Consider the following 26,500-nt stretch of genomic DNA (forward strand, 5'->3'; position numbering starts at 1 on the left):
TCATAGGAAATCAGGGGTGTTTATCGGTATATAAACCTTTAAAATTATTAATAAGTCTTTTTTTAAAATATAAATAGTTAAACAGATGAAAGAACTTCGACTGTTATATTATCCCTTATTTCTTAAATACAGGTGCTATTTTATCAATGCGATTTGTCCAAATTCCACCTGTATAATCATCAGGAAGGCGTTTTATATCTTCAGATGAGTCAAATCCACTTGAAAACCCAAACCCATTTCCTCCTACAATGATAACTCGAGTATCTGCTTTATCCATTCGATTAAGAAAACGATTTGGCCATCCCCAAAGCCAAGGAGCTACTTTGTCTGGTATATGTAATTCTCCATGCTTCAGGCTTGAAGGTATGTAGCCAGTCCACCCTAATGCCATATAAGTAATAAGATCTTTTTTCATGGTCGCTTTTGACATTATTCTTAAACTAGGGATGCGCTCTTTTATCGCAGCAATTGGTTTATCGCCACCATATACAGTTAGTTGATCAAGGCGCTTCGCTGGTAATTTCTTGAGGTAAGTAGCCAATTGGATTCCTTCATTTTCATCATCACTTTTAATATGAATAAGAAAAGAACGGTCTGGAAAATGGGTAAGTACTTCATCAAGTGTTGGCATAAGATTAGTCCCTTTGCCACGAAACGGGAATGTTTTACCCCCATCAGCTGTATAACCGTAACCAATATCAAGTGCTTGTAGTTCTTTTGTTGTAAAATCTCTTGTAACACCTTTACCATTGGTACGGCAATCAAGAGTCCAGTCATGAAAAATAACAAAATTATTATCTTTAGTTGGTTGAACATCAAACTCTACTAGATCAGCTCCAGCTTTAAATGCCGCTTCCATAGATGGAATTGTATTTTCTAAATAAGAATGTTCAGGTTTATTTATACGTTCTGCTGTACATGTATCGCTCTCAATCTCTTCCATGCTAAATGTTTGCGAAAGTCCTCGGTGAGCAAGAAGAAGAGGCGTTCCATCGTCCCTCTTAGCAAAAAAAGAACTGTTATTTACATAAACAAATACGAATAAGATAAGAATTATCCAAGTCGTTTTACGTTTCAGTAACTTTTTTAGTTTATTCATTGTATGCTCCTCTTAAATATTGGTTGAAATGCTTTAAACAATTTTCGACATTTAAATACTCGTAAATATTACAGCCTATCTGATCTTTCCACAATGGATATAATTGTTAATTACAGGCCGGTACTTTGATATAACACGGGACAATAGAAATCAATTCAATAACCACTCACCCTTCAGTAAGAATAGTTTTGAAAGTTTTCTATGAGAATTTAATATAAATGAGTATATGTAATATACTATTATTTAAGAAGCAATTTGTTATATTCACATTATCTGACAGTATCTTAATCACCTTATTGAAGGATTAGAGGCCGTCTAAATAAAACTGGATAATAGATTAACATCATACCTATAAATGAGCAAACTAAATAAAAAACAGCCTCGTATTTTATTACTAGAGAAATATTATTATCAATCTTTTTTTCATCTCTTTTATATATCATTTTGAATAATATTCTATATAATAAATACCCAATAATTGCTCCCAGGGTGTTCATAGATAAATCATCAATATCTGTAATTCTATTATCTAGCAATTGACCTAACTCAATAGCCAATGAAAAACCGAATCCAGCATAGGCGGTATTTTTTATTGTTCTAAACTGCGGCCAAATAGTCGGCAATAAAAAACCTAATGGCATAAACAGTAAAATGTTTAAGACATAAGTAGTCATACCTTCAGAAGCAAATGGAATCAAGTTAATTTGATTTGCACGAATTAATGTTTCGTAACCCCCTATGTCCCATATAGTCCCTATCTGCGTTACCTTATACACTAGTGAAAGGTAGAATAGAAAAACATACACCCATAGTAAATGCTGAATAGATATATTTTTTCTCGTTTTAAAATAAAATCCAATTTGAAACACTATACAAAAAATAATAGTAAAAAAATAAGTATATAAATAATTAATCAAAACTCCTGAATGCATATAGAATCTCCTAACTTTACATTTTAATCTATAACTTTGTCATTTTAGAATATAATTCAAGAACGGGTGGTCACAATCATCCCATCTATATTATTTCCAGACATTTCACACAATCCATTTACTGGTATTTCAACGTCGATTGTTTTGTTTTGAAAAAAGGGATAATATGAAATCTTATATTTTTCCCCACCAATACTTGCTGAAATACTCTCTTCTTCTTTTAAATAATCCAGGTATTCTTCCAAGGCTAAATTCATTTCTTGCATAATCGCACTGTGAGGCAAACCGACATAGCGAATATGCCAAGGTTCATATTGAATTCCTGTAACATCCGTTTTATCCGAGGGATAACGTAAGATAAATCCGTATTTCCAAGCATTTTTTTCTATCCACTTCCCTTCAGGTGCTCGGTCCATTTTCGTTAAGCCTGATCCTACATCAAGTGATAAACCTGAATTATGTTCACTATAACCTGCTGGTAAGGCATAATCAGCCCCCCATCTCATGGTAAAGTCCACTTTGTTCATCAAAGTCACGATAACCACTATTAATAAAAAATTGATTAATACCTTCCTTTACAGCATTATTAATCATCTCTGAAAATTTTTTTGCTATTTCTTTTGATAGATAAATATTCTTATTAAGCAACCCGTATCCATTTATCAATTCATTATGTTTAGATAAATTTACGATATCCGATTTTACACTCTCTTGGCGAATAGGATATTTACTGTTAATTAAGAGCAGATTCCCTTGATAAATCTGTTCTTTTACAATCTCTTTCTTTTGGATAATTGAGGTAGTCCCTGTATTATCTATGTTATCTTTGTGATTTTGATCATATTTTTGAACCTCTACTTTATTCTGAAAAATAGTGCTTTATTCATGAGGACAAAACCTAAGCAAAATAACAATAACAATAAAAAACACCACTTCTTCATTTTCAGCTTCCTCCTTAAGTAAGTGACTTGATGATAATGATACGGTGATTCGGCGCTGAAGATTTCAGATATGTAACTATTAACTATTACTTTCTGCAAAGCGATGCTATATCTATATGTGGATACTCTGTGTTCAGTGGTATGTGCAGGAACCTCCAAAACAGCAGATTGCTCATTTGACATAATTCGCTAAAAGGAAAAGAAATATTTTTGTCACTCTTTTTCTAAACATGTGAGCTATTTTAATCCACGCATAAGTTATCATATCTTTCTTTAACGAAATAAAAAAAGCTCGTTCTTATGGTTTAAGTCTACCGTATAAGAACGAGCCATTTTTTAATATTAAATTGTTAATTTCCTAAGAAAAAGTAGAGATAACCTTAAGAATTCCTTAAGAAACAATGATTATTTTCTAAGAACCACCTTTATCAATCAAGTCTTGGAAGGCTGGAAGCTCTACCGTGAATGTCGTAGAGTTATCATTACTTTCCGCGTAAATCTGTCCACCATGCTGAACAATGATTTCTTTTGCAATCGCCAATCCAAGTCCCGCGCCACCCGTATCAGAAGAACGGGCATCATCCAATCTGTAAAACTTTTCAAAAATGGTAGCGAGTTTATCTTTCGGGATGTATCCGTCGTTCTCGAAAACGATGGATACCAAATCCTCGGAGAGGTCCGCCGTAATGTCAATTACGCTGCCGTCCTTGCTGTATGCAGCGGCGTTTTTCAAAATATTGTTAAAGACTCTCGCTAGCTTATCAGGGTCACCAAATACGGTCAAATCTTCAGAAGCATGGAGTACCACTTGTTTGCCCTTCGCGGCAAGCTGGGGATAAAGTTCATCAGTCATTTGCACCAGCATATAGTATAGGTCTATGTGCTTTTTCGTGAGCGTAATCGTTTGAAGGTTATATCGCGTAATCTCAAAAAACTCGTCGATTAGCTGTTCCAGTCGATACGCTTTGTCTAACGTGATATGGACATACTTTGCCTTTTGCTCTCTTGGCATGTCTGGTGCCTCGTCAAGCAGGATCAGATAACCGATAACTGATGTAAGAGGCGTTTTAATATCGTGTGCCAAGTACATAACAACTTCATTTTTTCTTTGTTCGGCCAGCTTTGCATCATGCTCTCGCTTTTCAAGGGTTCGCTTTAATGTGTTGAGCTTCTGTTCCATGAACTCCATTTCCGCAGAAAGCTCAATTTGTTTATCTTCGTTCTGAATAAGTATATCAATACCGGTATTTATCTCGTCAAAGTATTTTACAAATTTCAAAAGCATAACGCGACATAGAATAAGAATACTAACGGCAACCGCCACATAAATAAAAATTTCTATATTGTTCCGTATAGTATACTGATATATTATCATTGCGTCCCAACGCTCTAAGTGATAACTGTTTTCCAAAAAACGTACGATCCACTCCCCAAGTGTCCCTTTGATAAATAGACGTAAAAACAGCACAAATACAACTGCTGCCATGACAATCGCAAGGATATACTGGTAGAGTTTTCGTTTTAATTTTGAATAATCGATTTTTTTATTCTTATTTTTATTTTTCAATTTTATAGCCGATCCCCCATACCGTTTTTATATACTTCGGATTATCAACGGTGTCGTTCATCTTTTCTCGCAGATGTCGGATATGCACGGTGATAGTGTTATTGCTCTTGTTGAAATATTCGTCACCCCATATCTCATGAAACAGCTGCTCAGAGCTAACCACATTTCCCTTGTTTTCACAGAGGATACGCAGGATTGAAAACTCGGTGGGAGTGAGGGATAACGGCTTCTCGTTCAGTGAACACTCATGCGTGCTTATATTCATGACAAGACCAGAGTGAACGATAACATTCTCGTTCTGTGCCGTTACTCCATTGTATTTTTTATATCGGCGTAACTGCGCCTTGACTCGCGCAATTAACTCTAATGGGCGAAAGGGTTTTGTAATATAATCGTCTGCACCAATTGTTAGCCCTGTAATTTTATCTACTTCCGTATCTTTCGCCGTCAACATGATAATTGGATAGGTGTGCTTCTCCCTTATTTTTTGACAGATAGTGAGACCACTTACGTCAGGAAGCATGATATCCAATATTGCAAGGTCAAACACATTCTTATCTATACATTCCAACGCTTCTTTGGCGGTATAGTATTTGAAAACCGTATAATTCTCGCTTTTCAAGTATAGCTCAACCAAATCGGCAATTTCGCGTTCATCTTCCACAATAAGTACTTTATCACTCATGGTTACCAACCCTCCCTTATGGATGTGCTTTTCTCAATTGGAATCTTTTCTGAATAACGAGCCTATCATACCTATCACTCCAAGTAAAGTCCTATTGTTGTATACAGACACAGTCGGTTACACAAAATAGATTTTTTGATTTAACCATTTATTAAGATTTAATTTTGTGCCAAGAATAAAAGGTTTATCGGACTCAAAATTATTTACAATAGATAAAGCAATATACTCTCCCTTTAAAAAAAGGACACAATTTCGCCTTGAATTGACTTTTTATAACCTTAACTTGATAGCAATGTGGTGCTACCCCATATCTATCAACCTAACAGAAAAGGTTGCCCCAAAACGGTAAAAATGAACTTCGGTGCTGTAAAAAACACAAAATTATCGTTTAGGGGGTACTTTAAAATCTTAGCTTGATAGCGATGGGGTACCGTCAGCATTTCGAAAAAAAACCACGCTAAGCAAAAAATAAAATAAGCTGCCCATATGGATAGCTTATTTACATAATTTTCGTTATTGGAAGTTAATTATTCACCGATATAAAACAGACTTTGTGCAATACTCGTAAAAAATTCTGGTTCTTGTATAGGGGAATCTTTTTCTATCTCTAAGTATGTTTTAAACAATTCTGATCTCTTCATTCTCCACCTTGCTATTTCTTTACCTTGATAATAAAATTTTGCCCAATCCATTGGCACTTTCTTTACTATGAGTTCCCAAGATTCAGATTTAATAAGAAGCTCAGGGGATATAACTTGCCATGAAATATAACTTACCTCATATTCTTCACTCGTCATATAGTTAATAACTTTATATGTAGGTTTTCCCAACCATTTGGTATTCTTTATACACTGATAAACTATATCTCTATCGTTGGAATAGACATCAATTTGAACGTTCCAATCAATATTCCATACATAGGTTACCATTCTTGATAACATATTTTTGTACTTTCTTTTAAATGTGAACACTTTATTTCCAGCTTCATCTATAACATCAACTGATTTAGTAGAATCTTTTACTTTAGGCGGTAAGTATGTATATCTCTTCATTCCAATACTTCTCCTTTATTTCTAACGAAAACAATATGGTTTTAATTGTTCTTTTACTTATTTTCGTAGTCGGAATTTATAAAAAAACTCCTTCAGATTGTTTAACTGGAGGACTTAAGTGATTCTGAGTTGCAAGAGGTTTTATTTTTTCTCCCTAATTTTAAGCCGTTTTGCATTTATGAAAAATGCGCTTCCAATTGTGAATATAACGGAAGAGATATACATTGTTATCCCTGAGTATTTATTATCAAACATTGTAATATTAAGTAAATTAATGAACATCATTAATATAAGTGATATGTACAATCCATTAATATATTTCACATATGCCCCTCCCCTTTACTTTTTTTCTTTTTCATCTCTTTTTTTGGTAACTCCTATGTGATAAGGAGTGGTTTCTAAAGGTATTATTTAGAACATCCTTTTTCCCTATTTTACCATTTGAGAGAGGTGATATGTTGTTTGTTTTCGGTTGAATATTGTATACATATGAGGTTAACATAACGTCTCATTATCGGTAGCATGGATAAAGGAGGAACCCTACTCTCACAAGGGAACCTCCTTTTTTCGTTCTATGGACCTATGCATTTTTTTATACATTCCTATTATGGCGCGGTTTTAGGTTTCTCGTTAGTTGCTGGATTAGTAAAAAAACTGTATATAATCTTGCATACTCTTAGCGTGGGTTTTTTCCGAAATGCTGGTGGTAACCCTATGAATACCAGTTTAAAATCCAATTTAAATTATGTTTACTTATGATGTAGTTAAAAATAAAAAAGGAATCCTCAGTAAAAGGATTCACCCCAGGAAATATGCATAAATAAAAAGAACTAAACTTATTATAATATAAAAGTAAACGAAACATATTGAGAAAAAAATAAGATTGAAGTTTGATAGGAAAGAAAAATGTTTGCTATACTAAATGTGCAAAAATATATGCAAAATCACAAATAAAATAAGGGCAGCCTGATATGGCTGCCCTTATTTTATTTTTAATCTCATAATCTGCTATTTAGTTTAAGCTAATTATAAACCTAGTACACTAACAATCTGGCATGCTTTGGAATTTGCAATATGATAGTACATCTCCAATCCTTTTCTTTCTGCAAGAAGAATTTTTCCGCGCATTTTAGAAAGATGCTGAGATACGGTAGATTGAGGTATATTTAATAGCTCCGTTAACTGTGTTACATTGCAAATCTTACGATGTTCTAACTCTTTTACAATTTGTAGTCTAACTGGGTGAGCCATGATCTTAAGTAATTCTACATCTGCCTCTGGAATTTTGTTCATTTCATTATTTACTTGTAGTGTTTTCATTTTTATTATCTTCCTTTTCATATTTTTTATTTTAAAATTAAGTTTTTAATGCATTTAATTAGACTTACATGTAAATCTCTCTTGTTTAGCGATCTGTTTTACTCCGATTTAATTTACTGTTTGGTTTTATGTACAGAAGTACGATTATAGCTAAAAACCCAACAAAAGATAGCATAGGTATCGAGATGAAACCAAATAAATTCAGGTAATCTTCTGTACAAGAAACTCCTACTGAACATATCTTCATCTCACTAGCTGGAAACGTTTGAATTGTAATTTGATATACAGATAACATTAAGCCGATACACGCAAATGGGAATGCATACGTGCTGACGTTCGGATCTTTTCTGTACATTCCTATCCCCAATATCAATACTAATGGATACATGGCCATCCTTTGATACCAGCACAAATCACATGGTGGCAGCTTCATCCATTCACTAAAAAACAAACTAATTAACATTGCGCTAGTAGCTATCGTCCAAGCAAATACAATGTGATACTTTTGAATGATCAACATCTTATTTTCGCCTCACCTATTTTTTAAAATACAAAACATTTGCTAATATATGACTAGTTTATTTCCGTGTTTTGAGTACCCTGTTTCAATAGAAAGTATCCAATCATTGATATCTTCCCGATCGTATCCCCTCTCTTTTAATTCTAGAGGGAAAAGTTTTTCAAAATCATCACGCATCTCGTACATGGTTTCTAATGCTTTTTCTAGCGGACCAAATCTATATACCATGTGTGTATGTACTTTTTTGTTTTTCTTTTCTGCTACAACTAAATATACATACCGTCTTTCTTTTGCTAAAACAAACTTTAAAAATCCAGGTACTTGACTCACCTTTCACACTCCTTTTCGGTTTTCCTTACCAAGCTTAAAAGGATATGAGTAAGGAAAACTATTAAGTTTTAATTTACTAATTTAATAAATGTTCCGTTTTTTTGCTTTGAAAATACAAGAAAACGCTCATCATCACGATATTTATTACACCAGCTGCAGCACCAATTTTGGAGATAACATACACATATTCATTATTACTAAATGGCAATAGGCCCGCGAAAATAAATAAAATTGAAATGATAAAGGATAAGAGCATATTTCTTTTGTTTTCATTCATTCAAAAAACCTCCATTTTGCACAAATATTTGTATTGCAATGGATTAGAATGCTAAGCCGCATCATTACGGTTATAATGATGTTTCTCTTCATCCACATACCCTTTTATGTTCCAAACGCCAGTCTTTGATGCTTTTGCTTCTTTTTCGCTTTCTAGCATTTGTGGTAGCAAAGTAGTGTTAGGTTTTGAAATGTAAGCTACAATACCATATCCTGATTTGATCATTAACTCGTTTATATGTATCCCTTCACAAAATACATATGCTAATTTCCTGCCATACTTGTCCTCTTTGGGTCCACGATCATAGACTAGTGTTACATTTTTTCCTTTTAACTGTTTCTTTAGAAATGAAGATGCTTCTTTTCCCATCTTTTGCGGTGGGATTTTTTGAGATGCAGACTCAGGGGTATCCAATAACAGTAATCTTACCGTCTGTTTCTGCCCGTTTACGTTCACGTCTATCGTATCTCCATCCTTTATATGCATTACCTTCCCTTTAACAGTCTCTAAGCCTTTTAATTTCTCATTATAAGCTTCTGGAATATCTACAATACCTTTCCCTACTGTGTGCTGTTGTATTCCGTTTTGTACTGTTTGGGCAGGTCTTGAATCATTTTTTGTTTGCGTCGAATTACTACATGCTGACATTTGAATTACGAATGATGTTATACAAATAGCTTTAATCCATATTTTCATATCGAAATTTCTTCCTCCTACTTAAAATACGTAAATAGCTGTGTCTAATAAACAAACGGAATTTCCAATGTATTTACTTCTCGATAATTACAACATAGGCAAAACTGTATCCATTTTGGATGATCATTATATAGTTCTCTAAATGAAAGTTTCTTACAATTCAGGCATATTGACGCCATGCTTTTTTCATTCTCTTCCTGACTTTTCAATTTTTCAAAAGATACATTAGCAGATGCTATATTACTGGTACACAATATATATCCCCCTTTTGAGTCTTGAAATCTTAAAAATACATAAAAAAGGACACACCTATAGCATATGTATGCGTAGGTGTGTCCTTTTGCAAGATAGTTTTAGAAGTATTTTGTTACTTTCATCATATCATACTTCTTATTAATTTTATATATGAAATTTAAGATTTTGCGATATTATTTCTATTTCTCATTTATAAACATAATGCGTTGTTTTTGTATAACATAGCTTAATTTTGCATCAAGTTTTTCTCCATTATTCCTATTTTTAAAACCTGAGATTGTATTGGTCATATTCTTTTCTAATAACTTTTTTAATTTCGTGCTAGTTATTTTCTTTTTCAACATGATGTTATTTTTCTTTTATTTTGGGTAAATAAATATTACAGGCAGAAAAACATCTCTTATTCTAAAATAATTCCCTCCACACAAAGATACTGTCTCGGACAAGCATACAACTTAATAAATATATTTTAGGAAGGTTAGAAAAAATGGATATTTTATTAGCGATTTTACCAGCATTATTTTGGGGAAGTATTGTACTCTTCAACGTTAAACTAGGAGGCGGTCCTTACAGTCAAATACTTGGAACTACCCTTGGCGCTCTTGTTTTTTCTATTGGTGTTTATATTTTTATAAAACCCGTTTTGACGCCCATGGTGATAATTATCGGGATTATATCAGGCCTATTTTGGGCATTAGGACAAGCCAATCAATTGAAAAGTATTGATTTAATTGGGGTTTCTAAAACAATGCCTATTTCAACAGGGATGCAATTAGTTTCGACTACTTTATTTGGGGTCATTGTATTTCATGAATGGTCAACAACAACATCTGTTGTATTAGGTGTTCTGGCACTGCTTTGTATCATAATTGGAATCGTTCTCACATCTCTCCAAAGCAAAGAAGAAAAAAACGATGAAAAAACAGGGAGTTTCAAAAAAGGGATTGTGATTTTATTAATTTCAACTCTTGGTTACTTAGTATATGTGATAGTTATCCGCCTATTCAGTATAGACGGATGGTCAGCGTTATTACCACAAGCCATTGGTATGGTGTTAGGTGGAATTCTACTAACCTTTAAGCATCAACCATTTAATAAATATGCGATTCGCAATATTATTCCTGGTTTAATTTGGGCAGCAGGAAATATGTTTTTATTTATCTCCCAGCCACGTGTAGGGGTCGCAACAAGTTTTTCCCTTTCCCAAATGGGGATCGTGATCTCAACTTTAGGTGGAATTTTTATATTAGGTGAAAAGAAAACAAAACGACAATTTATTGCGATTGTCATTGGAATAATCTTTATTATTGCAGCTGGCATTATGTTAGGAATTGCTAAAGGATAAAAAGGAGGAAAAAATTATGTATACAGATTTAAAAGGGAAAGTTGTTGTTATTACAGGTGCATCCACAGGATTAGGAAGAGCGATGGCAATTCGTTTTGGAGAAGAACAAGCCAAAGTTGTAATTAATTATTATTCAAACGAATCAGAAGCAAATGAAGTAGTACAAGTAGTTAAACAAGCAGGTGGAGAAGCAATTGCGGTAAAAGGAGATGTAACAGTTGAATCAGATGTTATCAATCTCGTTCAATCTGCTGTGAAAGAGTTTGGTACACTGGATGTCATGATTAATAATGCGGGTATTGAAAATCAAGTACCTTCACATGAAATGCCATTAAGTGATTGGAATAAGGTAATTGCTACGAATTTAACAGGGGCTTTCTTAGGGAGCCGGGAGGCAATTAAATATTTTGTTGAGCAGGATATTAAAGGTAGTGTTATTAATATGTCAAGCGTTCACGAGCAAATACCATGGCCATTATTTGTACACTATGCAGCAAGTAAAGGTGGCGTTAAGCTAATGACAGAAACATTAGCACTAGAATATGCACCAAAAGGAATCCGTATAAATAATATTGGGCCTGGTGCTATGAATACGCCGATTAATGCTGAAAAATTTGCGGATCCAGAAAAACGTGCCGATGTTGAAAGTATGGTTCCTATGGGATATATCGGAGAACCGAAAGAAATTGCAGCGGTAGCAGCATGGCTTGCTTCTTCACAAGCGAGCTATGTAACAGGTATTACACTGTTTGCTGATGGTGGTATGTCGCTATATCCATCTTTCCAAGCTGGACGTGGTTGATTGATATATAACTAAATTAGTTACTTTCAATAAGTTTAAATGCGGCAGTTAGCTTTTTTATTGAATAACTTTTTAATTACTCGTGACATCACATGTATTTTGTAAAAAATACACTTTTCTTTTTGTAGAATTATAGGAAAGGATAAAGTTATTTTATTTTAGGTTTACAATTTCGCTTTAGTTAAATGTCGATGGGTAAAGAAGCCCTATAATAAATTTAATATTATAATCAAAACAAAGGAATCCTTTATTATAAGGGATTCCTTTGTTTTGATTATATAGTTACCTATTTTCAATTTCCAAGTAGCCAATTTATGTAGTATATTTATAGGTACCTAGGATAAAGTATAATATCATTTGAAATCAGTTTCCCTATAGTCTGTGTATGAGCAGCATCTTTGTATAATTGAACCATAATAACTGTAGTTTCTTTTTCGCGAACAATACCTATTTTTAGTTTTTTATTGGAGTTTTCGAAGAAAAGCTTCCAACAGTTGTATCATGCGCTTCAGACTCTAGGCCTCTATCTGCTAAAGCCGCATCATAATACATTTTACTACAATTTCCTTCTGCCTCTAATTGCATGCCTATGGTTTTATTATTGGACTTATATTTAGTTTGATCCGTATTCACTCTAGCTTTACAATTGTTACCTGCAGTTGTCACTTTATACCATCCTCCCGATGCAGCTTCAGCATTTCCTGATGTAATGAAAATACAAACAAACATACAACTTAATCCCATTAAAACTTTCATAAAATGTTTCATAAATTTATCCCCCTTTCCATTTATTTATATAAACATTAGCATATTAACTTAGTTTTTGGTTATTTTCCCTATATTTATCAAGTAATTACAGAAAATCGTGTTAATGGTAGTGTTTCTTTGTTGTTGTAACTGCTTTATGTAGTGGCAACAACAAAGAAACACTAACTTCGTGCGTTATCAAGACCTTAATCCATAACAAATCTAAATTCGCATAGTGTTTCTCTCTATTTGGGTAAGGTTTCATTATCCTTTTGATGTTGCAATAGGAGCTTTACTACCCTTCAAAATAATAGGTTTCCAGGACAATATAATTCTAAGTTAAACATTTATTATCAATTATTAAACCTAAAGCAACGGTTTAGATAAATTACTTCAAGGTTACCTAAAAATATTTGTATAATCATTGAAAGGATTGAATCATTGTTTGATATTATTTTATCCAATCTCTTTTAAAGAAAAGACGATTGTTTATCACAAATGTAAGGATATTCTTCTAATTCAAAAAAATCACTATATAAATATTTATAGTTTGTTATGATATCAAAGGATTTATCTTCAGTTGGAGGAATGCATAAATATTTTAAGAAAATTATCAGTATTTCTTATTGGTACTTTGCTATTATTTGGTTTAGCAGCCTGTGATAGCATCAAATCGGTGGCTAGCAATGTTACAGTAGGAAAAGTAATTGAAGAATTTAAGGCTGCAGGACTTGAAGCAGAACAGCCTAGTGATCTACCGGAAAAAGAATTTGGGAGTACTAGAAAAGATGCGAAACGCATTCTTGTTCCAGCACTAGGAGACGATAGTGCTGGTAGAATATTTGAGTTTAAAAACAAACAAGATCTTGAACAAGCGAAAAAGTACTATGACGATTTAGGTAACGGTAATCAAATGTTATTCTCTCATACTTACGCAAAAGGTAATTTTCTTTTACAAATGAATGGTGACATGGAAGATGCCCAATTTAACAAATATAAAGAAGTAATGGACAAAATAATTAAGCAAGTTAAGGAATCCGCTTTCATTTTTCAGAAAATATGATATAATTATATTTGGATGTTAGCTCGTATACATCTTATTAAATTTAAAGTGGTTATCAAGTCGAAGAAAAGGCACTCAAATGAGTGTCTTTTTTTATGGACAAAACATTAATTATATTATAAATATATATTGATTTTAAGGAAGTTAGGTGAGTATGATAATTAATTTCGAGCAATTAAGTCCAGTTATGAATGACATAGCAATCAAACTTGCTACGGTACTATTTATACCTTTATTCCTAGCATTACTTGTCAAAGTCATACTTATGTGATTTATAAAATTCCATTCAATTTAAGTTAATTATTGAATTGTTTATAAAGTGTTTTTTAAATTTAGGCATTTCTATTATAACTTTGGACATCTATACCTAATAAAATGCTTTAAATACTTAAATTTTATAGGGGGGATTATGGTGACAAATTTATACATTCAACCTGAATTTTCAGGTTATGATTATGAACGTGATGATTATTCACATCACCCACATTATCGTTGGAAATTATGTATTTATAAAAATGGTTGGACACAGCAATATTGGCATAGATTTGTTCCTTCTTGGCAATCATGCCCAACTATGACTGATAATGAATTAGTATATCAAGTATTAATTCCATAAAAAACAGAAACTACTTATTTTTAATAAGTAGTTTCTGTTTTTAAAGCTAAACTCCCATTCTATTTTCAATTGCGCTTTACTTACATAATTCTGTTCTCTGAAATTTTCCGGGTGGATTTTATATTCATACAGCTTACTAATTTTACTATTTTCAACTACTTATTTATTCTTTTTACAAGATTTTTTGAATCTCCTTTTAACTTGTAATACTTCATGTTAAGGCGAATAGCTATTACAGAGATTACTATAAACCCTACTACATATAACATTGGCCTTTCTCCATTTCTTATTGTTTAGCGAACTTATTATGTAAATACTTCACATGTTTCTTTTCAATATCCTTATCTATAATATTCGCTCGCAATATTGCTTGGTAGATATGCTGGACCTCATCATTTGTTAGTTGCACGGCAGTATATGATTCAATACATTTTTGTAGTTCGTTATAATACAGAACATGCTTATCTTTAGAATGAACATTTACTCTTTTTAGACTGCATTTTGGATGGAACGCTGCAATAGAGATATATGGCAGCTGTTGTTCCATCACCCATTCAATGGCTTTTATATGTTTATAGTTTTGGCGAAATGGATTTTGAAAAGAGGCTTTCTTTCTAAAAATACCTTGTGTCCACCTTGCAGATTTCTCATTTCCATAGATCCATCCTTCATAGTTCTTTGTCTCTACAACAAATACACCGGTTTCAGCGATAACAATATGGTCAATTTGCGTTGTATCACCGAACTCCGTATAAACCGTAACATCATGTAACACGCGATAACTTTCAGAATCCAACTTGCTCAATATACGGTTCACTAATTTCTCTCCGGCTTTTCCTTTCCATTTCGGTACATGTTTTTTCACAACAATATTCAACGGAATCAGAACCGCAATGAGAATTAATTCAAATATCAATACTTTCATAATAGAAGCCCCCTTTTTACACCCTTGCGTTTCTGCGCATTAAACGATATACATGCGTTTCTAATCCTAAAATAAAATATGAAATACATAAGCCTTTTATCACCATCTCTACGAATCCTAATGCTAATGAAACAAGGAGCCCACCTCGAAACTGAAAAGGTCTAGTCACTCTTCGATTTACTGGTTTTTCAATGACGCCAAAGTTGGCCCAGGTAGGCAAACGTTTTTCCACATTTTTCACGGTACCCATTAATCCGTATTTTAACGATAGAATGAAACATCCGATTAATAAATAAACAACAGAAGAAAAATAGATAGATAGGCCTATTACGAAGCATGTCAGTAACCAGCCTATTAATATAGAATTTCGCAAAGCAATATATTCTCGATTTCTATTCAATACAAACAGTCCTTTCAAAATTAATAAAGTTATTTTTATTTGGAAAATATTTACATACATTTATAAGCATGATATGATACGTCTATATTAATTTACGAATTAGCCTAAAAAGGATTGTGATAGACATGTTAAAACTTGTAGTAAATAATACCGGAACAGAACCAGAAAGTGATTCAGCTTTTTCAAACTATTTCACCTGCAAAGACTGTGTATATTATCTTTCAAAATCAGATTCTTGCAGTCTGCAATTAGCAGCTGATTCAAATAATCCCCTTGTCCCTTATGAGTGTGGTAACTTTGAGGAAACCTATGAAATCGGAACGGAAGATCCATTGAATTCACACATACATCAGAAACTTCGTGAAGAGAAAGCGCAAATCCTAGTTGAAAGCTATCCAGCACAACCTTCTATTGATCCAATTCATAAAGACGCAATATGGTATGGGTCAGTAAACTATGGTTGTTGGATTATAAATGATTCGAAGAAACGTTTTGCACTTGCAGAACAGGTTCCTTTCGGTGATAATAATGTGTCATCTAAAAAATACGCATCTCCTTTCCCTTTACATGACCATGGTGCAAAAGAAAGTATCAGGCACTATATGTGTTGGTACGTAAATGAAAAAGGAATTGGCGAATACCATCTTCTTATTGGTGGTGTCATCATGAAAATTGCAGAAGGAGTTAAGAAACTTGGATTCAATTACTAATCGTATCTACAAGAAAAGAATGTTAGAACATACCATACTATTTAGTTTGGTACAGCTGGTACCACTGATCATATCTACCGGTATCATATATATATTGCTAGAACTTACTGATACGGAGTGGAAAACCTGGTTTAGTTATGAAGGAATCTTTGTAATTATTTTTCTTATAACGAGGTTCCAGGTATTTCAGAATAAGAAAAGTATTATTTCTTTAAATCAACACGAAAAATGGTTTTCAAAGTTAAATATCTTCTTGGTCTCTATATTGCTAGTATTATTTGCATCCATACCAACTCTATTAAAAATTGCTTTCATTCTACAAATGACTGTTATTCTACTTCTACTAGAGTACCTTTGTTTGTATATTGATCGTTTACCGATACATAATTTATATAGAGTACAAGAGATCATTTGTGATAAAAAACAACTCAAAATTGAACGAATTATTCCAAACAATGAGGAACACGGTACTCATACAATTAAAACAAGGGATGAGCAATACTTTTTATATACCGCTGTGTATTTGAGCGGCATACTATCGCCAATTTCAGAAGAAGTATTTGAAGAATATGAAAGAAAGAACCTAATGGGTAGATAAAAGGTACTGAATGTAGATTCAGTACCTTTTCTATCTTAATATATAGTTATTTATATATTAGCAAATAGCCATGGAGCGAGTACAGCTAACAGACACAGCAAACAAGATCCTGTTATGACACGGTTAGACCAACGATAATACTCAGGCTGTTTCGTACTTTCATGAATCTTTCTTAAACGAATACCTGCAATTAACATAAATGGTGTGAAAATAAGTGCTGTTGCTTTAAACAGGTCTAAAAAATCCGTGAAGATGTTCATAAACGAAAATACATCGGAACTAAACAAGAAGTACACACTTAGTCTCATGGACATCATGCTAATAAATGAGAAAATCATACTCCCAGTTGCCCACTTCATCCATTGACCATTCTTTGTAATTAATGCCATAACCATGACAATAACGCCTAATACGAATGAAATAGAAAAGATATTGACTCCTACTTTAAAAGCCGGCGCATACAATCCTTCAATCTTTTGTATGATTGATGATCCAAATGAATCATCTTTCTCTGTTGTTTTCGTTCGATTGTTTAGTCCATCTTTAAATGATGACGAAACATCATTTCCTTTTAACTCATTAAAATCTACTTTTACAGAAGCTTGAGCTGCTTGTAAGGGTACAAGTAATAAAATCATCAAAACAAGCGTGCATAAGACTCCTATCATTCCTTTTTCTCGTTTCATCACACATCACCCGCTAATTTTGGTTTAATGCTTTTTAATTTGATTTGATTTCCTTCCGCAACATAATAAAGATCTGCTGCATAATAGATATTTGCTTTTGTATATGCCCCCATAATTGCATTTGCAATTTCTTCTTTTTCTACTGCCACATATGTTTCATTTTCATTGTAAAACTCAATTTCAATTCGGTTAATATTATTATTTAATACTGTAATATGTAATTCTTTTAAGCTATCTAAGCGATTTCCTAATCCACACACCAACTTAAATACTTTATTTGCAATTGTTGGTGGTTTTACATACGTCGTATTAAAATGAATCGTTTCATCATCTATCACACCATCTTCCTCGACTTCACACGTCATAATGAAAGAATGATTTTGTTTTTCAATTTCTTGTTGACTCAACTTGCGATCAATGACATACTTCACGCTTGTTGACAGATTTTCTATATATTCATCCAGTTCGGTATTTGAAATTTTAACCTCTGAGAATTCCGGAAAAATCATGTAAGCGTGTATATTAGAACTACTTTTACTTACACGTAATACCTGGACTTGTTTCTTTTCATAGCGCACCGTTTGTTCTAATTTTTCTACTACATTGTTACTTATGGAATTAATATTCATTTACATTCACCTTTCAAAATTGTTATTTTTTTAAATCAAAAATATTTTTTTACTTCATATAATCCTCATGTTTGGATTTAATCTATTTTAAGCATTGTAATATTACGAAGAGTTCTCAATTCTCCTGTTTTAAGACTGTTAATCACTTCAATCTCAAAACATTTCAATATTACAATGACGTACAATGTCTCATTATAGTCGAATATCCTTATATGGTGAATCATTCTGTCCCACTCATTTGTACAAAAATAAAAAAATGTTTTATTCCTGTACAAATGAGTGGAAAAATGCTGTATTTCATGCTATTTAACTAAGAAAATATAACCAGGAAATAGATTTATATATTCCCTAGTTGTCTATTACTCCATTCAACTAGTGTATAAGAATAAGGTGAATCGACCTCTAATTCTATATACAGTAATTGATTTTCCGGTAATATCTCTCCCTCTGTATAAATCCAATAACGTTTCTTATTAGACATATTTATGACGCGTGTCAGTCCTTGTTCTCGTCCTATCACTTTTGCAGTCCACCTCACAAAATCCATATCTTTAACATCAGCTACTCCTTGTTGAACAGGAAAAACGTGTTCCGTTTCCGATGAAATTGAAACATATTCTTGTTGTGGATACATGTCCTCATATTCTAATAATTCCACTGGTATATCCTCATCACTTGGAAAAGGAATATCATAAACAGCCTCAGGAGTCGGAGTATGATGAAAATCTTCAGCATACTCCACTTCTTCTATATCCTCATGTTTTAACCTGTCACTCTCTTCCTCACCCAGATTCTTATGAACAGATGTAGCAACTAAATCATATATACTTGCTACATCTTTTTCTAAGGTGATCTCTTTTGTTGGAACAGTAACACGCTCTTGTTCCCTTCCAATAGGTCTATTTTCTCTTGGGCACCAATAAACGGGGCGTTCCACCGGTTTATTTTCCATTTCTTTTTTCTTGGCTTCTTCTATTAGAAATTTTTTCTTTGAATTATGAACTACCAAAAATACATAACAAAATAGACCAATAAAAATTTTTGTAAACATAATATTCCCCTCCAAGTTCTTTTTTACAATAAAAAAAGGAAGATCCAAGTATATACATCACTTAGTTCTTCCTTTTACCCTCTATACACTACCTCGACTTTATTAAAACGGTAGTAAATCATTGTAATCTCCGATAGCTCATCCAAACCAGCTAATATATCATCCGGCTCTTGAGATTGCTCTCTTGTTTCCTGCTCTTTTGGATCATCTAACACTACCCAAATCTTATCTTTTTTCATATCTATCCCTCTGTCTTCCTTATTTTTCAATCTCATAAACAACTTCCTCGTAGTCAAAAAAATAATCTTTCAGCTTACGCATAAATTTACGAAACTTCGGTTCAGCTACGATCTTTGTACCATGATAAAAACTTTGTTGCCCGACAAAGCGCCATAAGATAACACAGCCTCCTTTTGCTTCCTGTATGCCTTCAATAAATAACGTAATTTCTTGAATGGCTTCCTTTTCATGAATGGCGTTTGGTCTAAAATATTGCATTTTACCATCAGGAAATATGATTTCTGCCTCTAAGCAACCTCGCAATTGATTAATTCTCGATCTAGATTGGATTAACATTGCTGATGCAGCATTTGACTTCTGGTTATTTTCCATTCGTGTTTTATGTTCCTCTGCTGTTGGTACTAATCTTAAGTGTCTACAATCTTTTTTCATTTTCATATCTCCTCTAATTTGCAATTTGTTATGATTCATAATCCAGCCTGCGAACTTGAAAACAACACAAAAAGAGCTTCTTCAAGTCGATTAAAAATGTGCATAGCAAAATAAGCTATATATACACTAATCGGCTCAAAGAAGCCCTTTCACAATTGAAACAAGACGCAACTTGCTTCTACAACTCAACCACAACACAAAAAAGGTGTGGGAATAAACGGAATCAAATAAACTAACAATATACCTACATATTATATAATATAGGTATATATTTCAAGAAGTTTTAATTAAAGTTAACGCATTACCTAAAAAAATCCTGCTTCCTCAAGCTTATGAAGGATGATAGTCAAAAAGTATCCGAGTAATGCGTTAAGGTTTAATTGAATACTATAAGTGTTTTACCACTTTCAATCCACACACCTACTAGAGGTGTGAAGCCCATACAATCCCTTTAGACGTGTAGCGCTAGCGATTTCAATCCGCGCACCTACATGAGATACGACATTAAGGTGTTTTAGAAAGGCCACCCACTTTGATATTTCAATCCACGCATCTATAAGAGATGCGACTTCTCTGTATCCTTTTTTGCTAAGAGTTTAAACTGATTTCAATCTGTGCACCTATACAAGGTGCCACCAGCACGAAATTTATCATCGCAACACCATCTGGTATTTCAATCCATGCACCTAAAAGAGGTGCGGAAAAATTGGACCCTCGGTGAGTATAATGCACTACTATTTCAACCCACACACCTATATAAGGTGGGACCATATCCTTTAACTTTTCCTTTAACAAACACATAATTTCAATCCACATACCTACAAGAGGTACGACTTTTCTTTAATAAATGGTTGATTAACTTTTTAATAAATACGCTTTCCTTCAATTATTCTAACGTTTTCTTCATTACAGTCCATCAATAATCGCCACTTTTAAAATATCTAATTCTTTTACCAAAATGTTATAGTCATCAATTATTTTTGGTTTGTCAATGTTCCGCTTAATATCCAATAAACGGTGCACTTTTGCGGAAGAGTACTGGCCAAGTCTTGAATTATGCTTCCACCAACAAACTTTATGTACTTCTATACTTTCTTCAGGGCGTGTTACTGATTCATCATTTCCAAACAATGTAACCAGTTCATTTTTAATATTTTCCGTATCCCATTTGGTGAAATCTGTCTTACTTATTCATTGCATATTAATACTTCCATAAAAAATATAAGCTCCAAGATCAACACGATGCTTCATCCCAATCGTATCTAAACCTTTATCCTTCCCATGCTCAGAACTTACACTTTTCGTAATCTGCATACTAGTATAATGTCAATCGGATCAATACTAGTCGTCATATGAACTGAAGCAGGTCCTCTTACTCTAACAGAGACACTAAATTACTATCAATTATCTTACCAGTCTTATAATCCACGCACCTATTTAAAGTGCGACGTTTATGTAAAATATCAAATTATGTTTTGTTTTGTAATTTCAATCCATGCACCTATATAAGGTACGACAGTTCGGGCAGGTTGATCCAGCACCTTCTATGCCATTTCAATCCGCGCACCTATATAAGGTGCGACAAGCCCGGTAATCGAAATCGTAAACATCCATAAATTTCAATCCACGCACCTACGTGAGATGCGACCTGCAATTCTTACATAAAATATAACACATCTTTTATTTCAATCCACGTACCTACAAGAGGTACGATTTTTCTTTAATAAATGGTTAATTAGCTTTTTAATAGATACGCTTTCCTTCAATCATTCTAACTTTTTCTTCATTACAGTCCATCAATAATCGCCAGTTTTAAAATATCTAATTCTTTTACCAAAATGTTATAGTCATCAATTGTTTTTGGTTCGTCAATGTTCCGCTTAATATCCAGTAAACGGTGTACTTTTGCGGAAGAGTACTGGCCAAGTTTTGAATTATGCTTCCACCAACAAACTTTATGTACTTCTATACTTCCTTCAGGGCGTGCTGCTGACCCATCATTTCCAAACAATGTAACCAGTTCATTTTTAATATTTTCCGCATCCCCTTTGGTAAAATCTGTATTCCTTACTCATTGCATATGAATACTTCCGTAAAAAATATAAGCTCCAAGATCAACACGATGCTTCATCCCATCGTATCTGAACCTTTATCCTTCTCAGGCTCAGAATTTATACTTTTCATAATCTGCATACTAGTAATGTCAATTGAATCAACACTAGTTGCTGTATGAATTGAAGCAATTCCTCTTACTCCAGCAGAGACACTAAATTACTATCAAGCATATTACCAGTCCTAACTCACGCGCCTATATGAGGTACGACCGGCACGTATGCTTTTTATATTTTTGTTAATAGATTTCGATCCACCCACCTATATAAGGTGCGACCTATCATTTATGTATCTGATACAGGATCTACAGTATTTCAATCCACGCACCTATACAAGGTGCGACAAAAATGTCTTTTATGATTGCAAACCCTTTATCATTTCAATCCTCGCACCCATGAAAGGTGCGACAAAACGCTCCAGCCACACCGTTAAGCGACAGCCTGATTTCAATCCACGTACCTACAAGAGGTACGACTTTTCTTTAATAAATGGTTGATTAACTTTTTAATAAATACGCTTTCCTTCAATCATTCTAATGTTTTCTTCATTGCGGTCCATCAATAATCGTTACTTTTAAACTATCTAATTCTTTTACCAAAATGTTATAGTCATCAATTATTTTGGTTCGTCAATGTTCCGCTTAATATCCAGTAAACGGTGTACTTTTGCGGAATGGTACTGGCCAAGTTTTGAATTATGCTTCCACCAACAAGCTTTATGTACTTCTATACTTCCTTCAGAGCGTGCTGCTGATACATCATTTTCAAACAATGTAACCAGTGCATTTTTAATCTTCTCCGCATCTTCGTTAGTAAAACCTGTCTTTTCTGCTAACTGTGTGTTGATACTTCCATAAAAAACATAGACTCCAAAATCAACACGATGCTTCATCCCCATTGTATCTGATCCTTTATCCTTCCCCAGCTCAGAATTTACAATTTCCGTAATCTGCATACTAGTAATATCAATCGGATCAATACTTGTTGCCGTATGAATTGAAACAGGTCCTCTTATTCCAGCAGAGACACTAACTTACTATCAAGCATCTTACCAGTCCTAACTCTCGTTCCTATATGAGATACGACCGGCACGTATGCTTTTTATATTTTCGTTAACGGATTTCAATCCACGCTCCTATATAAGGTGCGACCATCAACACGAGCTTGCTTTGTTTCCGGGTCAATCATTTCAATCCACGCACCTTTATAAGGTGCGACTTAGGTCTTTATCTTGAAACTTATTTGGTATAACTATTTCAATCCACGCTCCTATATAAGGTGCGACTTAAAATAGTTGTAAACGTTCTTCGGATATCGTGATTTCAATCCACGCTCCTATATAAGGTGCGACAAGGAAATATGTAAGTCTGTTGCAAAAGAGATGAATTTCAATCCACGCACCTATATAAGGTGCGACCTATATTTACCACCAACAAGCCCCTTGTTATCTATATTTCAATCCACGCACCTATATAAGGTGCGACAGCGATTTTTGTTTAAAATCATACAAAAATACATTAATTCTATTCAAAAATATACATATTTCTTTATTTAATAAGAAAATTTGTATAAAAAATATTAAAATTCAGGTGCGAATGCACTAGGAATTTTATGTGTGCTATACATTCGCACCTAAAAAATCAAAGGACTTTCTAAATCAACTGATTCCTTTATACCGATATGTTCAACCTTATTTTTATAGTTATTACCTAACTGATAAAATCTGAGACTATCCTCATCCTCATCAATAATTTTAATTAATTCCATTTTTAAAGTAGCAAATTGAGCTGCGTCCACAACACATTCAAACACTGAATTTTGGACTCGTTGGCCATAATTTTGACATATTTTCGAAACTTTTCGCAGTCTTTTTTGTCCAATACTGTTAGCTGTACTTACATCATATGTTATTAATACTAGCAACTGTTACACCTACTTCCATAAAAATGGTGGATATTCATCTAAATCATTACGTAAATAACGAGCCAATAGCAAAGCTTGCACATGTGGTACTAATCCCCAAGATATTTTTTCACCAAGATATGGATGTGTTATTTTTTCTTGTTTCTTATTTTGCCAAGCTGTTATAAATTTTTTTCTAGCTTCATCCGTCATGATAACAGCTCCATTTTCTTTTTGGAAAAAATCCCCCTTGTTTATGACTCGCTTATTAATTAATGACAAGACAAATTTATCTGCATAGACTCCTCGTAGCTCTTCTATAACATCTAAAGCCAAAGATACCCTTCCTGGCCGATCTCGATGCAAAAACCCAACATATGCATCCAATCCAACACCCTCTAATGCAGATGTCATATCATTTGCTAATAATGTATAAGCAAATGATAACATTGCATTTACATTATCTAATGGGGGTCTTCGAGAACGTCTATTAAAATAAAAATCCTCTTTTTGTTGTAGGATCATCTGATTAAATAATTTATTATAACTTGTGGCAGCCTGCCCTTCTAATCCCCTTAATCTTTCTAAATCCTCACATTCTCTTACTTCAAGAATAATAGATGATAAGTGTTGAGAGATTGCTTTGAATTGATCCACATCTATTCGTAATGGATAATCTCGAGTCATTCTTTCAATTATCCATTTGTTATTGTAAATCTTTCCAACAATGAAGTTGCATGCAATTTTAGCTGATATAACTTCATCTTCTGATATACGATATTGTTTTTTTCTAAGAATAACATTCCCCTTGCTTTTCCCAATAACCCTAGCACGAAATTGTCCATACATTGTTAAAAATACCAATGAAATATTTTTTTCTGCACAATACCCCATAAGTGCAGGACTTGTACCAGTATAGCCAAAAGATACAATTGATTCTAAGTTGTGAAGTGGCAATCTTCCAATCTTCTCTTTTTCCTTTAGAAGAACGATATTATCACCATCTAACGACAAATAAACATCTGGTTGAGTTATAAACAATGTATTAAGAAGTTTTTTCATTCATGGATCTTCCCTTCAATATAACTTTTTACAGATCTTTTATTCATTAATCCTGGTAAGCATAAATTTTGAAGGGAACAATTTTTGCAAAACGATCCTTTTTTTACTTTAGGGGTATACTTTCGTTTATAATAATCATACATTTCTTTGACAATTGACCTAACGTTATTTTTTTCATATGCCGTTAGGGGAACTTCGATGCGGTGTTTTATTTCATTATAAAATATAAAGCCTGTCTTTATTTCACAAAGCAGCATTTCTTCAAGACATATAGCTTGTGCTGTTAATTGCAAAACATCCGAATCGTTTATTTTCGGTTTCCCACGTTTATATTCGATTGGTTGTACAATATATTTTCCCTCGGCACCATTTATTTCAATCCCATTATTATCTTTAATAAACTCTACCACATCACAAACTCCTGTAATTCTAAGTTCATTTGATTTTATAGGCATCGCACGCACAGTAATTTTGTTTCCCCGTTTTTCCTTAATAAATGGTTGATCAGCTTTCAGATGAAGAAAATTCCCTTCAATCGTCCTAACATTTACTTCCCATTGTTGTTCAATATGAATAAGGGCCCATTGTCGTTTACAAAATTGAAAATGTTGAATACCAGATAACATTAAATAACTATTGTCTTCATTACATTCCATTAATAATCTCAACTTTTAAACCATCTAATTCATGTACCAATACAGTGTAATCATCGATTGTTTTTGGTTCGTCAATATTCCGTTTAACCTCTAATAAACGATGTACTTTTGCAGAGGAGTATTGACCAAGTTTTGAATTATGATCCCACCAACAAACTTTATGTACTTCTATACTTCCTTCAGGGCGTGCTGCTGATGCATCATTTTCAAACAATGTAACCAGTGCATTTTTAATCTTCTCCGCATCTTCGTTAGTAAAACCTGTCTTTTCTGCTAATTGCGTATTAATACTTCCATAAAAAACATAGACGCCAAAATCAACACGATGCTTCATCCCCATCGTATCTGAACCTTTATCTTTCCCAGGCTCAGAATTTACACTTTTCGTAATCTGCATACTTGTAATATCAATCGGATCAACACTCGTTGCCGTATGAATTGAAACAGGTCCTCTTACTCCAACAGAGATACCTTTTCCAGCTCCCCCTTTAAAGGCAAAAACTTGTCCAAAGCTTCTTACATCAATCCACTCTTTACATGCAATTGCAGCAAATTGTTCATGTGGATTATCCTTCGATTTTAACGCTTTGACTAAATCTACATTGGTTTCTGCTCGTTCCCTTAAACTATTAAATTGGTCTACCTTCCTGTCATTTGATTGAACAAAAATAGATTCTTCCATGTCTTGCAGACGATTTCTAATCTTTCGTTTAATGGCTACATCAGAGATTTCACCATGTCCATCATAATTTTGTCTTGGGCGATTTCCATTCAAAGGATCTCCATTTGGATTAGCTTTCGTAACTGATAGAACAACTGCAAAGTCGATTTTGTGATCTAAAGGTTTCATT

At 33.5% G+C, this 26,500-nt stretch carries 31 protein-coding genes, 4 pseudogenes and 1 CRISPR repeat array; of the genes and pseudogenes, 6 read left to right on the forward strand and 29 right to left on the reverse strand.

All coding sequences use genetic code 11. The features are described 5' to 3' along the window. Positions 1 to 115 precede the first annotated feature (115 nt). The 13 genes and pseudogenes from N2V80_RS27465 to N2V80_RS27525 all read right to left on the reverse strand — a co-directional run bounded on the left by N2V80_RS27465 (position 116) and on the right by N2V80_RS27525 (position 10,018). A complete protein-coding gene (locus tag N2V80_RS27465) occupies positions 116 to 1,099 on the reverse strand; it encodes a glycerophosphodiester phosphodiesterase family protein (RefSeq protein ID WP_061654977.1) in 984 nt (327 codons plus the stop codon). Positions 1,100 to 1,392: 293 nt separating this feature from the next. After that, positions 1,393 to 2,031 carry a VanZ family protein gene (locus N2V80_RS27470; protein ID WP_061654978.1) on the reverse strand — a complete coding sequence of 213 codons (639 nt, stop codon included), beginning with the start codon at positions 2,029 to 2,031 and terminating at the stop codon, positions 1,393 to 1,395. Positions 2,032 to 2,087: 56 nt separating this feature from the next. Beyond that, a pseudogene (vanY, locus tag N2V80_RS27475) lies at positions 2,088 to 2,972 on the reverse strand (VanY-A/VanY-F/VanY-M family D-Ala-D-Ala carboxypeptidase). A 412-nt stretch (positions 2,973 to 3,384) separates the two neighbouring features. Next, positions 3,385 to 4,539, reverse strand: a complete 1,155-nt coding sequence (gene vanS, locus N2V80_RS27480) for a vancomycin resistance histidine kinase VanS (protein ID WP_061654979.1) — start codon at positions 4,537 to 4,539, stop codon at positions 3,385 to 3,387. Continuing rightward, positions 4,529 to 5,224, reverse strand: coding sequence for a VanR-ABDEGLN family response regulator transcription factor (vanR, locus tag N2V80_RS27485; protein WP_061654980.1), 696 nt, complete (start codon positions 5,222 to 5,224; stop codon positions 4,529 to 4,531). The genes vanS and vanR overlap by 11 nt, the downstream gene beginning before the upstream one ends. A 527-nt stretch (positions 5,225 to 5,751) precedes the next feature. Continuing rightward, a complete protein-coding gene (locus N2V80_RS27490; RefSeq protein ID WP_061654981.1) occupies positions 5,752 to 6,276 on the reverse strand; it encodes a tubby C-terminal domain-like protein in 525 nt (174 codons plus the stop codon). Positions 6,277 to 6,417: 141 nt separating this feature from the next. Then, positions 6,418 to 6,600, reverse strand: coding sequence for a hypothetical protein (locus N2V80_RS27495; RefSeq protein WP_061654982.1), 183 nt, complete (start codon positions 6,598 to 6,600; stop codon positions 6,418 to 6,420). A 702-nt stretch (positions 6,601 to 7,302) separates the two neighbouring features. After that, the gene (locus tag N2V80_RS27500) at positions 7,303 to 7,596 is read right to left on the reverse strand and encodes an ArsR/SmtB family transcription factor (protein ID WP_061654983.1); all 294 of its coding nucleotides are present in this window, start codon (positions 7,594 to 7,596) and stop codon (positions 7,303 to 7,305) included. A gap of 85 nt (positions 7,597 to 7,681) precedes the next feature. Continuing rightward, the gene (locus N2V80_RS27505) at positions 7,682 to 8,116 is read right to left on the reverse strand and encodes a disulfide oxidoreductase (RefSeq protein ID WP_061654984.1); all 435 of its coding nucleotides are present in this window, start codon (positions 8,114 to 8,116) and stop codon (positions 7,682 to 7,684) included. Positions 8,117 to 8,158: 42 nt separating this feature from the next. Further along, complete coding sequence (locus tag N2V80_RS27510) at positions 8,159 to 8,446, reverse strand: hypothetical protein (protein WP_061654985.1); 288 nt, start codon at positions 8,444 to 8,446, stop codon at positions 8,159 to 8,161. A gap of 76 nt (positions 8,447 to 8,522) precedes the next feature. After that, on the reverse strand, positions 8,523 to 8,723 hold the full coding sequence (locus N2V80_RS27515) for a hypothetical protein (protein ID WP_061654986.1): 201 nt from the start codon (positions 8,721 to 8,723) through the stop codon (positions 8,523 to 8,525). Between the two features lie 51 nt (positions 8,724 to 8,774). Further along, complete coding sequence (locus tag N2V80_RS27520; RefSeq protein WP_061654987.1) at positions 8,775 to 9,419, reverse strand: thermonuclease family protein; 645 nt, start codon at positions 9,417 to 9,419, stop codon at positions 8,775 to 8,777. 434 nt (positions 9,420 to 9,853) lie between these two features. After that, positions 9,854 to 10,018: a topoisomerase C-terminal repeat-containing protein gene (locus tag N2V80_RS27525; protein ID WP_340980982.1), complete on the reverse strand. Its 165-nt coding sequence runs from the start codon at positions 10,016 to 10,018 to the stop codon at positions 9,854 to 9,856. Positions 10,019 to 10,161: 143 nt separating this feature from the next. Here N2V80_RS27525 and N2V80_RS27530 point away from each other — a divergent pair, with 143 nt between their 5' ends. Together N2V80_RS27530 and gdh are read left to right on the forward strand one after the other, a co-directional pair. After that, positions 10,162 to 11,019 (forward strand): GRP family sugar transporter, encoded by an 858-nt coding sequence (locus N2V80_RS27530; protein ID WP_061654989.1) that lies wholly within the window; start codon positions 10,162 to 10,164, stop codon positions 11,017 to 11,019. Positions 11,020 to 11,035: 16 nt separating this feature from the next. Then, positions 11,036 to 11,821: a glucose 1-dehydrogenase gene (gdh, locus tag N2V80_RS27535; protein WP_061654990.1), complete on the forward strand. Its 786-nt coding sequence runs from the start codon at positions 11,036 to 11,038 to the stop codon at positions 11,819 to 11,821. 453 nt (positions 11,822 to 12,274) lie between these two features. On the opposite strand, the gene N2V80_RS27540 is transcribed toward gdh, so the two are convergent. After that, positions 12,275 to 12,589, reverse strand: a complete 315-nt coding sequence (locus N2V80_RS27540; RefSeq protein ID WP_253859318.1) for a hypothetical protein — start codon at positions 12,587 to 12,589, stop codon at positions 12,275 to 12,277. A gap of 577 nt (positions 12,590 to 13,166) precedes the next feature. Between N2V80_RS27540 and N2V80_RS27545 the strand changes: the two genes are divergently transcribed. Continuing rightward, the gene (locus N2V80_RS27545; RefSeq protein ID WP_061655005.1) at positions 13,167 to 13,631 is read left to right on the forward strand and encodes a hypothetical protein; all 465 of its coding nucleotides are present in this window, start codon (positions 13,167 to 13,169) and stop codon (positions 13,629 to 13,631) included. Positions 13,632 to 14,040: 409 nt separating this feature from the next. Continuing rightward, positions 14,041 to 14,247, forward strand: coding sequence for a hypothetical protein (locus tag N2V80_RS27550; RefSeq protein WP_001996139.1), 207 nt, complete (start codon positions 14,041 to 14,043; stop codon positions 14,245 to 14,247). A 286-nt stretch (positions 14,248 to 14,533) separates the two neighbouring features. On the opposite strand, the gene N2V80_RS27555 is transcribed toward N2V80_RS27550, so the two are convergent. Together N2V80_RS27555 and N2V80_RS27560 are read right to left on the reverse strand one after the other, a co-directional pair. Further along, the gene (locus N2V80_RS27555) at positions 14,534 to 15,172 is read right to left on the reverse strand and encodes a nuclease-related domain-containing protein (protein ID WP_061654991.1); all 639 of its coding nucleotides are present in this window, start codon (positions 15,170 to 15,172) and stop codon (positions 14,534 to 14,536) included. 16 nt (positions 15,173 to 15,188) lie between these two features. After that, positions 15,189 to 15,572, reverse strand: coding sequence for a hypothetical protein (locus tag N2V80_RS27560; protein ID WP_080000448.1), 384 nt, complete (start codon positions 15,570 to 15,572; stop codon positions 15,189 to 15,191). A gap of 125 nt (positions 15,573 to 15,697) precedes the next feature. Here N2V80_RS27560 and N2V80_RS27565 point away from each other — a divergent pair, with 125 nt between their 5' ends. After that, positions 15,698 to 16,282 carry a hypothetical protein gene (locus tag N2V80_RS27565; protein ID WP_061654992.1) on the forward strand — a complete coding sequence of 195 codons (585 nt, stop codon included), beginning with the start codon at positions 15,698 to 15,700 and terminating at the stop codon, positions 16,280 to 16,282. A 19-nt stretch (positions 16,283 to 16,301) separates the two neighbouring features. Continuing rightward, on the forward strand, positions 16,302 to 16,880 hold the full coding sequence (locus N2V80_RS27570; RefSeq protein ID WP_080450890.1) for a hypothetical protein: 579 nt from the start codon (positions 16,302 to 16,304) through the stop codon (positions 16,878 to 16,880). A 50-nt stretch (positions 16,881 to 16,930) separates the two neighbouring features. Here N2V80_RS27570 and N2V80_RS27575 read toward each other — a convergent pair whose 3' ends face one another. From N2V80_RS27575 to cas7c (N2V80_RS27635), 13 genes and pseudogenes are all read right to left on the reverse strand, one after another. Then, positions 16,931 to 17,566 (reverse strand): hypothetical protein, encoded by a 636-nt coding sequence (locus N2V80_RS27575; RefSeq protein WP_061654994.1) that lies wholly within the window; start codon positions 17,564 to 17,566, stop codon positions 16,931 to 16,933. After that, positions 17,566 to 18,195: a hypothetical protein gene (locus N2V80_RS27580; RefSeq protein ID WP_061654995.1), complete on the reverse strand. Its 630-nt coding sequence runs from the start codon at positions 18,193 to 18,195 to the stop codon at positions 17,566 to 17,568. The genes N2V80_RS27575 and N2V80_RS27580 overlap by 1 nt, the downstream gene beginning before the upstream one ends. Positions 18,196 to 18,532: 337 nt before the next feature. Next, the gene (locus N2V80_RS27585; RefSeq protein WP_061654996.1) at positions 18,533 to 19,246 is read right to left on the reverse strand and encodes a hypothetical protein; all 714 of its coding nucleotides are present in this window, start codon (positions 19,244 to 19,246) and stop codon (positions 18,533 to 18,535) included. 74 nt (positions 19,247 to 19,320) lie between these two features. Next, complete coding sequence (locus tag N2V80_RS27590) at positions 19,321 to 19,521, reverse strand: hypothetical protein (protein WP_061654997.1); 201 nt, start codon at positions 19,519 to 19,521, stop codon at positions 19,321 to 19,323. Continuing rightward, complete coding sequence (locus N2V80_RS27595) at positions 19,505 to 19,918, reverse strand: DUF6018 family natural product bioysynthesis protein (protein WP_061654998.1); 414 nt, start codon at positions 19,916 to 19,918, stop codon at positions 19,505 to 19,507. Before N2V80_RS27595 ends, N2V80_RS27590 begins: the two co-directional genes overlap by 17 nt. A gap of 588 nt (positions 19,919 to 20,506) precedes the next feature. Continuing rightward, a complete protein-coding gene (locus N2V80_RS27600; RefSeq protein WP_340980984.1) occupies positions 20,507 to 20,734 on the reverse strand; it encodes a hypothetical protein in 228 nt (75 codons plus the stop codon). A gap of 90 nt (positions 20,735 to 20,824) precedes the next feature. Next, positions 20,825 to 21,306 (reverse strand): annotated as a pseudogene (locus tag N2V80_RS27605) (type I CRISPR-associated protein Cas7); the annotation flags it as partial. Positions 21,307 to 21,704: 398 nt separating this feature from the next. After that, positions 21,705 to 22,183: pseudogene (locus N2V80_RS27610) on the reverse strand (type I CRISPR-associated protein Cas7); the annotation flags it as partial. 391 nt (positions 22,184 to 22,574) lie between these two features. After that, positions 22,575 to 23,056, reverse strand: a pseudogene (gene cas7c / locus N2V80_RS27615) (type I-C CRISPR-associated protein Cas7/Csd2); the annotation flags it as partial. Between the two features lie 92 nt (positions 23,057 to 23,148). After that, a CRISPR array of direct repeats spans positions 23,149 to 23,513; the repeat unit is 32 nt; unit sequence ATTTCAATCCACGCACCTATATAAGGTGCGAC. A 148-nt stretch (positions 23,514 to 23,661) separates the two neighbouring features. Continuing rightward, a complete protein-coding gene (gene cas2, locus N2V80_RS27620; protein WP_061655488.1) occupies positions 23,662 to 23,952 on the reverse strand; it encodes a CRISPR-associated endonuclease Cas2 in 291 nt (96 codons plus the stop codon). Between the two features lie 9 nt (positions 23,953 to 23,961). Then, on the reverse strand, positions 23,962 to 24,993 hold the full coding sequence (cas1c, locus tag N2V80_RS27625) for a type I-C CRISPR-associated endonuclease Cas1c (protein WP_061655489.1): 1,032 nt from the start codon (positions 24,991 to 24,993) through the stop codon (positions 23,962 to 23,964). Continuing rightward, on the reverse strand, positions 24,990 to 25,649 hold the full coding sequence (gene cas4 / locus N2V80_RS27630) for a CRISPR-associated protein Cas4 (protein ID WP_061655510.1): 660 nt from the start codon (positions 25,647 to 25,649) through the stop codon (positions 24,990 to 24,992). The genes cas1c and cas4 overlap by 4 nt, the downstream gene beginning before the upstream one ends. Continuing rightward, entirely contained in the window at positions 25,639 to 26,499 is an 861-nt protein-coding gene (gene cas7c / locus N2V80_RS27635) for a type I-C CRISPR-associated protein Cas7/Csd2 (protein ID WP_061655490.1), read from the reverse strand. Before cas7c (N2V80_RS27635) ends, cas4 begins: the two co-directional genes overlap by 11 nt. Between the last annotated feature and the right edge of the window lies 1 nt (position 26,500).

This window comes from Bacillus sp. FSL W8-0640, from assembly GCF_038007725.1.
GTDB classification, from domain to species: domain Bacteria; phylum Bacillota; class Bacilli; order Bacillales; family Bacillaceae_G; genus Bacillus_A; species Bacillus_A cereus.

Bases quoted from the DNA above. Each gene is read 5' to 3' on its own strand.
- N2V80_RS27505 (WP_061654984.1), bottom strand. From the start codon at position 8,116: ATGTTGATCATTCAAAAGTATCACATTGTATTTGCTTGGACGATAGCT.
- N2V80_RS27530 (WP_061654989.1), top strand. From the start codon at position 10,162: ATGGATATTTTATTAGCGATTTTACCAGCATTATTTTGGGGAAGTATT.
- N2V80_RS27575 (WP_061654994.1), bottom strand. From the start codon at position 17,566: ATGAAACGAGAAAAAGGAATGATAGGAGTCTTATGCACGCTTGTTTTG.
- N2V80_RS27550 (WP_001996139.1), top strand. From the start codon at position 14,041: ATGGTGACAAATTTATACATTCAACCTGAATTTTCAGGTTATGATTAT.
- N2V80_RS27595 (WP_061654998.1), bottom strand. From the start codon at position 19,918: ATGAAAAAAGATTGTAGACACTTAAGATTAGTACCAACAGCAGAGGAA.
- N2V80_RS27490 (WP_061654981.1), bottom strand. From the start codon at position 6,276: ATGAAGAGATATACATACTTACCGCCTAAAGTAAAAGATTCTACTAAA.
- N2V80_RS27515 (WP_061654986.1), bottom strand. From the start codon at position 8,723: ATGAATGAAAACAAAAGAAATATGCTCTTATCCTTTATCATTTCAATT.
- N2V80_RS27590 (WP_061654997.1), bottom strand. From the start codon at position 19,521: ATGAGATTGAAAAATAAGGAAGACAGAGGGATAGATATGAAAAAAGAT.
- N2V80_RS27540 (WP_253859318.1), bottom strand. From the start codon at position 12,589: ATGAAACATTTTATGAAAGTTTTAATGGGATTAAGTTGTATGTTTGTT.
- N2V80_RS27585 (WP_061654996.1), bottom strand. From the start codon at position 19,246: ATGTTTACAAAAATTTTTATTGGTCTATTTTGTTATGTATTTTTGGTA.
- vanR (WP_061654980.1), bottom strand. From the start codon at position 5,224: ATGAGTGATAAAGTACTTATTGTGGAAGATGAACGCGAAATTGCCGAT.
- N2V80_RS27465 (WP_061654977.1), bottom strand. From the start codon at position 1,099: ATGAATAAACTAAAAAAGTTACTGAAACGTAAAACGACTTGGATAATT.
- N2V80_RS27500 (WP_061654983.1), bottom strand. From the start codon at position 7,596: ATGAAAACACTACAAGTAAATAATGAAATGAACAAAATTCCAGAGGCA.
- N2V80_RS27525 (WP_340980982.1), bottom strand. From the start codon at position 10,018: ATGTTGAAAAAGAAAATAACTAGCACGAAATTAAAAAAGTTATTAGAA.
- N2V80_RS27600 (WP_340980984.1), bottom strand. From the start codon at position 20,734: ATGTGGATTGAAATTATGTGTTTGTTAAAGGAAAAGTTAAAGGATATG.
- cas4 (WP_061655510.1), bottom strand. From the start codon at position 25,649: ATGGAATGTAATGAAGACAATAGTTATTTAATGTTATCTGGTATTCAA.
- N2V80_RS27470 (WP_061654978.1), bottom strand. From the start codon at position 2,031: ATGCATTCAGGAGTTTTGATTAATTATTTATATACTTATTTTTTTACT.
- cas1c (WP_061655489.1), bottom strand. From the start codon at position 24,993: ATGAAAAAACTTCTTAATACATTGTTTATAACTCAACCAGATGTTTAT.
- N2V80_RS27555 (WP_061654991.1), bottom strand. From the start codon at position 15,172: ATGAAAGTATTGATATTTGAATTAATTCTCATTGCGGTTCTGATTCCG.
- N2V80_RS27580 (WP_061654995.1), bottom strand. From the start codon at position 18,195: ATGAATATTAATTCCATAAGTAACAATGTAGTAGAAAAATTAGAACAA.
- N2V80_RS27565 (WP_061654992.1), top strand. From the start codon at position 15,698: ATGTTAAAACTTGTAGTAAATAATACCGGAACAGAACCAGAAAGTGAT.
- N2V80_RS27570 (WP_080450890.1), top strand. From the start codon at position 16,302: ATGTTAGAACATACCATACTATTTAGTTTGGTACAGCTGGTACCACTG.
- cas7c (WP_061655490.1), bottom strand. From the start codon at position 26,499: ATGAAACCTTTAGATCACAAAATCGACTTTGCAGTTGTTCTATCAGTT.
- N2V80_RS27520 (WP_061654987.1), bottom strand. From the start codon at position 9,419: ATGAAAATATGGATTAAAGCTATTTGTATAACATCATTCGTAATTCAA.
- gdh (WP_061654990.1), top strand. From the start codon at position 11,036: ATGTATACAGATTTAAAAGGGAAAGTTGTTGTTATTACAGGTGCATCC.